Below are 7558 nucleotides of genomic sequence, written 5' to 3' on the forward strand. Positions count from 1 at the left end.
GATTTCAAATTTATTGATGTAAATGAAAACATTGCTCCTTTTTCTTATTTCGGTTATATAGTGTACAACTCATCACTTTACACTTCAACGGAATTGGAAAATATTCTGGAACACGAAAAAGTACACAGCGACCAGAATCATACCGTAGATGTTTTAATTTCTAGAATCTTTTGCATTCTGTTTTGGTTCAATCCAATTGTATGGCTTTATAAAAAAGCTATTTTGCAAAATCTTGAATTTATTGCTGATAGCGAAGCTTCAAAAAAAATCGCTGATAAAAAAGCGTATCAGTACACCCTTTTAAAAATAACAACACATGAGACGTGTGTTGCAATCACCAATCACTTTTATCAATCATTAATCAAAAAACGAATTGTCATGTTAAACAAAAATCAATCAAACAAAAGGAATTACTGGAAATATTGCGCTGTAGTTCCTGCTCTGGGCGCCTTTATTCTTTTATTTCAAATAAAGACTATTGCACAAGAAAAAAAACAAAATCTGGCTATTATCCAAAAAGATACTGTTAAAGACGGTAGCGAAGTTATCAAAATCACAAAAAACACTACAGATCAGGAATTAAAAGCAATTAGTACAAAATTGAAGACAGATCATAATGTAGATCTAGAAGTTTCGGATGTGAAAAGAAATTCGGATAAAGAATTAACAGCTATCCAAATTCAGACAAAATCGGAATCAGGCAAAAAACAAACCATTAAAATTGATGGAAACAAAGCGATAAAAGACTGTGATTTTGTGGTAGAAAGTGATGTAAACGGAACAAAAACTATAAATATTATTAGTGTTCCAAGACCAGTAATGGTTAAAAATGAAAGAGTCATAGTTCGTAATTTTGGAGATTCTGATGTTACACCTCCAACTCCACCGACGCCACCAGTTTTCCCTTCTGGAGCACTACCTGCAGCTCCGGCAGTAGATATGTCAAAAATGCCAAAACCTCCAGTTGCTCCAAAAAATCCAATGGATAAAGTTGCTATGAAGAAGTTTGAAAAAGAAATGGAGGAATTTGAAAAGAAAATGGAAAATTTTCAGCCAAACATAGATGCAATGTCTGCTTACGGTGATGCTGTCAGCGAAATAATGTCCAAACGCGAAGCAATTTTCGAAAAAGAAATGGAAAAGTACGAACTTGCCATGGAAAAATTCAATGAGAAAATGGAGAAATTCAATTACAACTTCAAGTTTAATTTTGGAGATGATTCTCAAGAATATCAAAATAACATGAAGCAATACGAGCAAGATATGAAACAATATGAGCTTGACATGAAACAACATGAAAAAGATATGAAGCAGCACGCAAAAGACATGAAACAGCATGCGAAAGATATGAAACAACATGAAAAAGACATGAAAGCTATGGAAAGAGAAAATAAAAAAGCTTAACGTATTTTCATTATAATTTTAAAACCAGTGCTATAAACACTGGTTTTTCTATTAAAAATAAGTTCTAACTTTTAAACATTAAAAAATGAAAAATATTCTTTTACTCTTTTTATTGTTCTGCTGTTTTTATGGGAATGCACAGCAAAGTAAATCTGGGAAAAATATTTTTATAGCAATGGATAAAACAGCTTCGGTTTTAATGCAGAAATCAAAAGCAAATTCCATTTCGATAGGAGTTGTTAAAAATGGAAAAACCTATACACGCCATTATGGTGAGATAGATAAAGGAAAAGAAAATATCGCTACCAATAACACCGTTTTTGAGGTAGCTTCTATTACAAAACTTTTTACTGGTTTGCTTACTGCTCAGGCAGTTTTGGAAGGGAAATTACACCTGGATGACGATATTAGAAAATATATAACTGGTTCTTATCCGAATTTGGAATATAACGGAACACCAATCATTATTAAAGATTTGGTTTCTTTCAAAACTGGATTTGATAAAGATCTTCCTGATACTGCCGAATTAAGAAAAAATCGGAATGACAGCAGTTATTTAGCTTTTAAAAAGTTAGATGAGTCTTATACGCGCGAAAATTTCTTTCAAGATCTAAAAACAATTAAATTAGATACTTTACCAGGAACCAAATTCAAATACAGTAATGGAAGTCTCAATTTGACTGCACATATCTTAGAAAATGTTTATAGCAAAAGCTATGAAACTCTTTTAAAAGAAAATATTCTTTCTAAATTGGAAATGAAATCAACTGGAATAAATTTAGATCCAAATGTTGTGATTGCAAATGGTTACAACTTAAAAGGAGTTTTAATGCCTAAAATTTCAGATAACCTTTGGGGAGCTGCTGGACGTTTAAAATCTACTTTAGGTGACTTGAGCAAATTTATTAATTATGAATTAAATAGTAAAAATAAAATTGTTCAGGAATCTCAGAGAAATCTCTTAAATAGTCCCACAACTTGGAATGGTTATTTTTGGGATTATATTCAAGTAGATGAAAATGGTAAAAATTGCTGGAAACATGGAGGAGCTTTTGGAACTCAAAATATGCTTGTTGTTTATCCTGAACGCCAACTCGGACTTTATATCATTGTAAATATAAGCGATGAGAATACAGGAAATGCTTTAGGTGAAGCAATTGTAAAGCTTTCTAATGAGCTGCTTAGCGAAAATAAAAAAGAAACGGGAATTTATGGTTATAAAATCATCAACGAAAATATTGTTTTCACTTACGAACATGATAAAGCCCTAAATCCTGATTTGGTCACAAGTGTATCTATCGCTGGTTCATTTGATAATTGGAATCCAAATGATTTAAAATTTCAAATGAATAGAAAAAACAAAAATACATTTGAACTTGTAATACCAAAATCACACTTTGAAAAAGACAAGACTCATCTATTCAAATTTGTGATTAATAAAACCGGATGGATGGAAGCTCCAAAAAATGCCATTAATAGAGAAACAGAAGGTGATCAGAATCTCATCCTTAAAATCTAATAATCAGATTTCTAACTTATAAGACTTTGTTTTCAACACAAGGTCTTTTTTTATATCTTTGCGCAAACAAATCTACTATGTACAAATTACTGGCTAAGCTAAATAAAATACTGTTACCAAGTTTTACCAAACAAGGTTTAGATATTTCTAAAGCTAAAAAATGGCAAATGGCAATTATTGGTTATCGTGCTTATGTAACAAAAAGAGCATTAGGCAATTAACTGCAAGACATATATTATTTACTAGTAGAAAAAAAGATTTTTTTCTACGCCCTCGTTCATGAAAAATAAAGAAATTACCTTCCCTCCCGTTCCAGCGGTTTTACTGGCAATTATTAGTGTTCAATGTGGAGCTGCAATTGCAAAAACACTTTTTCCGATAATTGGAGCCGCAGGCACTGCTTCTATGCGTATCGGCATTTCCGCATTAATTTTACTATTAGCTTACAGACCAAATTTTAGAAAAATCACATTCAATCAATGGAAAATTGTAATTCCTTACGGTTTGTGTTTGGGTATAATGAATTTGATCTTTTATTTAGCAATTGAGAGAATTCCAATTGGTTTGGCAGTTACCCTTGAATTTGTTGGGCCTCTATTACTTGCGATTGCTGGGTCTAAACGTTTGGTAGATTATTGTTGGGTTTTACTAGCCGCTACCGGAATAGTTTTAATCGCACCATGGACTAATGAACGTTTAGATTCTTTAGGCGTTCTATTGGCGCTTTTGGCTGGAGCATTTTGGGCAGGATATATTGTTTTGGGCGGTAAGGTTTCGAAAATAATGAACGGAGGTGAAGCAGTTTCTACCGGAATGTTATTTGCTGCAATTCTGATTCTACCGTTTGGATTCTTTGAAAACGGTTTAATAAATCTGACTCCAAAATTTTTCGGAATGGGAGTAGCACTCGCTCTTTTATCCAGTGCAATTCCTTTTACTTTAGAAATGAAAGCCTTAGGACAACTTCCTTATCGCACTTTTAGTATTTTAATGAGTTTAGAACCTGCAGCAGCATCTGTTTGCGCTTTTATTTTTCTTCAGGAAAATTTAAATATATATGAAATTTTAGCTGTTTTCTGCGTTGTAACAGCATCTGTTGGAAGCACATTAACTGCTAAAAAATAGAAAAGCCCAGTAAAAATTTACTGGGCTTTTCTGATCGTAGGCTATGTCAATACAGATATTATTTTTTTGGTAATAATACAGCATCAATTACATGAATCACACCGTTTGACTGATTAACATCTGCAATTGTTACTTTCGCTTTATTTCCATTTTCATCAGATATATATAAATCTTTCCCTTTCATCCAAGCTGTTAGAGTACCACCTGCTACTGTTTTAATACTTGCTTTTCCTTTACCATCTTTAATTGCTTTAGCAATATCAGCAGAACTCCATTTACCTGCTGCAACGTGATAAGTCAAAATTCCTTGTAATTTCTTTTTGTTTTCTGGTTTTAACAAAGTTTCGACAGTTCCTTTTGGTAATTTATCAAAAGCTTCATTTGTTGGTGCAAAAACTGTAAATGGACCTTTTCCCTTTAAAGTTTCAACCAAATCAGCTGCTTTTACTGCAGCTACCAAAGTAGTATGGTCTTTTGAATTAACGGCATTTTCAATAATATTTTTATTCGGATACATCGCTGCTCCACCAACCATAACTGTTTTTTGTGCATTTGATGTAAAGGCAAATCCTAAAGCTAAAACTGCAAGGGCTAAAAATTTTCTAGTTTTCATAATTTTATTAATTTTTAAGTTATAAGGTCATTTACGGTGATAAAATTGTTTTGGTTTTAAAAAAATGAAAACTATTCAAAAAACAATTTAAATATTTGCAATAAGTGCTGTAAAATAAACACTTAGCTTATAAAATTATTTTTACCTTTTTTTGATATCGCTCCGTATTTTGTTTTGTTTTAATTCTTAATTTTAGATTTAAAAGCTATTCATATGAACAATCTACCAAAAAAAATAAGAAGTAAAAAGTTAAGTTCAAGAGTTGATTTAACTGCAATGGTTAGCGTATCATTTCTATTGATCATCTTTTTTATGGTTGTTGGTGAATTATCGAAGCCTAAAACTATCGCCCTAAATTTACCCGATCGAGATCGAGGATGTGGTGAACCTACAGCAGGTTGTTACATAGGCGATCGTTTTTATACTGTACTATTGGGAGAAAATGATAAAATAATAACATATACAGGCATCTTGAATTATCCTATAAAAAAAACGAATGTGACAAATTATAGTGAAAATGGATTCCGAAATGAATTAAACATTGTAAATAAAAAAATTCTTGAATTTTCAGCTGCTGTAGGAAAACCAAATCGAGGCGCAATTGTTTTTATAAAACCATCCAGTAAAAGTAATTATGGAAATTTGGTAAATATTTTAGAAGAGATGAGATTGGCTAATATTGAATCTTATGCTATTGTAGATGAATTTACTCCAGAAGAAACAAAATTACTGGCTTCTAATTAGTAAATAAAAAGCTAACCTTTAAATCTATTTTTTATGAAAAACCTGCCAAAGAAAATTCGAAGTAAAAAACTTAGTTCACGAGTTGATTTAACCGCAATGGTTAGTGTTTCTTTTCTGTTGATAATATTTTTTATGTTAGTTGGCGAATTGTCTAAGCCTAAGTTTTTAAACTTAAGTAGTGGTACTGATTGCTGTGATTGTCCCTACCAACACTACGGATAAAATAGAACATTTACAATTATTCTAGGACAAGATAACAAACTAATATATTATGCAGGGATATTAGCAGTTCCAAAAATAGAACCACAATTAACTGAATATGGAAAAGAAGGTATTCGTAAAAAAATAGCTGCTTACAACAATACTACATTGCAGTATTCTAAGCAATTAGGCAAGCCTGGAAGAGGCATTTCTGTTATTATAAAACCAACAAAAAAATCCAATTACGGAAATCTAGTGGATATTCTGGATGAGTTAGAGATAGCAAATATTGATTCTTATGCTATTGTTCCTGAATTTACTCCAGAGGAAACAAAGTTGCTGACTTTAAAATAAAAATTAGCGCCGCTCAAACTAGCAAACAAGAAACAAAAACAAAGTCCCACAGCAATGTGGGACTTTCTATTTAAATCTTAATAAATTTCATACTAGAATTACCTCTATCAGATTTTACTTTAATAAAATAATTACCTTTTTCAAGTCTGGAAACATCAATATTTGAAATCGTCTTTGCATCAGGAACCGCAATTATCAATTGTCCCAAAATATCATAAATCCCAAATGATTTTATCTCTATATCCTGAGTTTTGGAAATATTCAAAACTTGGTCAGACGGATTTGGATATAAAATAAAATATTTAGAGAAATCAAAATCAGATATAGATAGTGTCGTTTTAAATGTCGAAGTAGCTTCGTTTGTCAGAATAGGGAAATTATAATCAAAATAAATATTTGCATCATTAGTGAATGAATCTCCAACTTTTAATGTTGGTTTTGTCTTTATTTTAAAAGCAATATAACCATCATTATTCGCGTCATCAAAAGGAAGTTTTATATTTTCAAAAATAAACTCCACTTTGTTTCCTTCTGAAATTTTTGTTACAAAAGAATGGCTCGAACTCGTTGGAATTAAAGTAGAAATATCAAATTTATTCAAATCAATCATATCTTTTACCACTATATTTTGTGCCATATAATTTCCAGTGTTTTCAAATCGAATCATATAATGCACATACTCTCCTATTAAATCTGGAGTAATAACCGAACCTTCTAAACAAGTTTTATCATTTGGATCATAAGAATTGAGGGCAGTTTGCCTAAATAAAAAACTATTATCGTTTGGTTTCTCATCTATTTTATCTGAAAGTATACTAGCTGTAAATTCTAGAAGATCACCTTGCTGTACTGCTGGAGAATGTGTTGGCGAATTTACCTTTAAGGTTACTGTAATTTCACGACTTTCAAATGGTTTTAGATTCTCAAATAACCAAGATAAAGTATTATTATTTTTCTCGCTAAAAGCAACATTTGAAGACTGGTAATTTAGAACATTACTATAATACTCTAAATTAACTTTTCCTGATTGTATTTGGTTTCCTTTATTTTTAAAAACAATTTTATAAACTGCGTCAAAGCCAGGTCTAGCAATATTAATAGGCAAAATTGTTATTTCTAAATCTGAATGATTTCCTATTGGACTGACACAAAAATTCTGTGTGAATGGACTTGTATCCGCTGGAAAATTCACATTCACTATTGAGGGAAATATTTCAAAAAAATCCGGATTTTCTATATTGGCTTTAATTTGATAAGATCCATTTCCAACAGGAATAGTAAAATTACCAGAGTATTTTGTTGTTGCATTTGTAACATCAGATAAGTTTAAAATGGAATAATCTAGATTTGTAAATTTATAATCATCATTATCACATCCGTTATTATCATTATCAAATATTGAATTTCCTTTTATTACATAAGCGTCTTTTGGTGATACAAACGAACAGTATGAATTTACTTCAATTTTACTTGAAATTCCATTTTGATATATTATCATTTGAATTTGTGAGTTTAACCGATCTTCCGCACAAATATATTTTAATTTTTTACAGCCTGTAAATCCTAAATTTATTCCGCCATCACAATAATTACTACAC

Annotated in this window: 8 protein-coding genes; 6 read left to right on the top strand and 2 right to left on the bottom strand. The window is 31.0% G+C overall.

What is annotated here, in order from left to right; genetic code table 11:
* The 4 genes from VGE71_RS02245 to VGE71_RS02260 form a co-directional block, all read left to right on the top strand.
* On the top strand, positions 1-1404 hold a 1404-nt coding region (locus tag VGE71_RS02245; protein ID WP_331136842.1), incomplete at its 5' end, for a M56 family metallopeptidase.
* 85 nt (positions 1405-1489) lie between these two features.
* Positions 1490-2923, top strand: a complete 1434-nt coding sequence (locus VGE71_RS02250) for a serine hydrolase (RefSeq protein WP_331136843.1) — start codon at positions 1490-1492, stop codon at positions 2921-2923.
* A gap of 77 nt (positions 2924-3000) precedes the next feature.
* Positions 3001-3144, top strand: a complete 144-nt coding sequence (locus VGE71_RS02255; RefSeq protein ID WP_144212513.1) for an SsrA-binding protein — start codon at positions 3001-3003, stop codon at positions 3142-3144.
* Between the two features lie 58 nt (positions 3145-3202).
* Positions 3203-4048, top strand: coding sequence for a DMT family transporter (locus VGE71_RS02260; protein WP_331136844.1), 846 nt, complete (start codon positions 3203-3205; stop codon positions 4046-4048).
* A gap of 58 nt (positions 4049-4106) precedes the next feature.
* Here the strand turns inward: VGE71_RS02260 and VGE71_RS02265 are convergent, their stop codons facing one another.
* Positions 4107-4661 carry a fasciclin domain-containing protein gene (locus VGE71_RS02265; protein WP_331136845.1) on the bottom strand — a complete coding sequence of 185 codons (555 nt, stop codon included), beginning with the start codon at positions 4659-4661 and terminating at the stop codon, positions 4107-4109.
* 213 nt (positions 4662-4874) lie between these two features.
* Here VGE71_RS02265 and VGE71_RS02270 point away from each other — a divergent pair, with 213 nt between their 5' ends.
* The gene (locus VGE71_RS02270; protein ID WP_331136846.1) at positions 4875-5405 is read left to right on the top strand and encodes a biopolymer transporter ExbD; all 531 of its coding nucleotides are present in this window, start codon (positions 4875-4877) and stop codon (positions 5403-5405) included.
* Between the two features lie 369 nt (positions 5406-5774).
* Positions 5775-5960: a hypothetical protein gene (locus VGE71_RS02275; protein ID WP_414656162.1), complete on the top strand. Its 186-nt coding sequence runs from the start codon at positions 5775-5777 to the stop codon at positions 5958-5960.
* Between the two features lie 70 nt (positions 5961-6030).
* On the opposite strand, the gene VGE71_RS02280 is transcribed toward VGE71_RS02275, so the two are convergent.
* Positions 6031-7558: T9SS type A sorting domain-containing protein (locus VGE71_RS02280; protein WP_331136847.1), on the bottom strand; the 1528-nt coding region annotated here is incomplete at its 5' end.

Origin of the sequence: Flavobacterium sp. (assembly GCF_036405015.1) — a bacterium.
GTDB lineage: Bacteria > Bacteroidota > Bacteroidia > Flavobacteriales > Flavobacteriaceae > Flavobacterium.

What these genes read in the sequence shown, in the direction of transcription:
- VGE71_RS02265 (WP_331136845.1), bottom strand. Translation starts at nt 4,661, where the DNA reads ATGAAAACTAGAAAATTTTTAGCCCTTGCAGTTTTAGCTTTAGGATTT.
- VGE71_RS02260 (WP_331136844.1), top strand. Translation starts at nt 3,203, where the DNA reads ATGAAAAATAAAGAAATTACCTTCCCTCCCGTTCCAGCGGTTTTACTG.
- VGE71_RS02250 (WP_331136843.1), top strand. Translation starts at nt 1,490, where the DNA reads ATGAAAAATATTCTTTTACTCTTTTTATTGTTCTGCTGTTTTTATGGG.
- VGE71_RS02270 (WP_331136846.1), top strand. Translation starts at nt 4,875, where the DNA reads ATGAACAATCTACCAAAAAAAATAAGAAGTAAAAAGTTAAGTTCAAGA.
- VGE71_RS02255 (WP_144212513.1), top strand. Translation starts at nt 3,001, where the DNA reads ATGTACAAATTACTGGCTAAGCTAAATAAAATACTGTTACCAAGTTTT.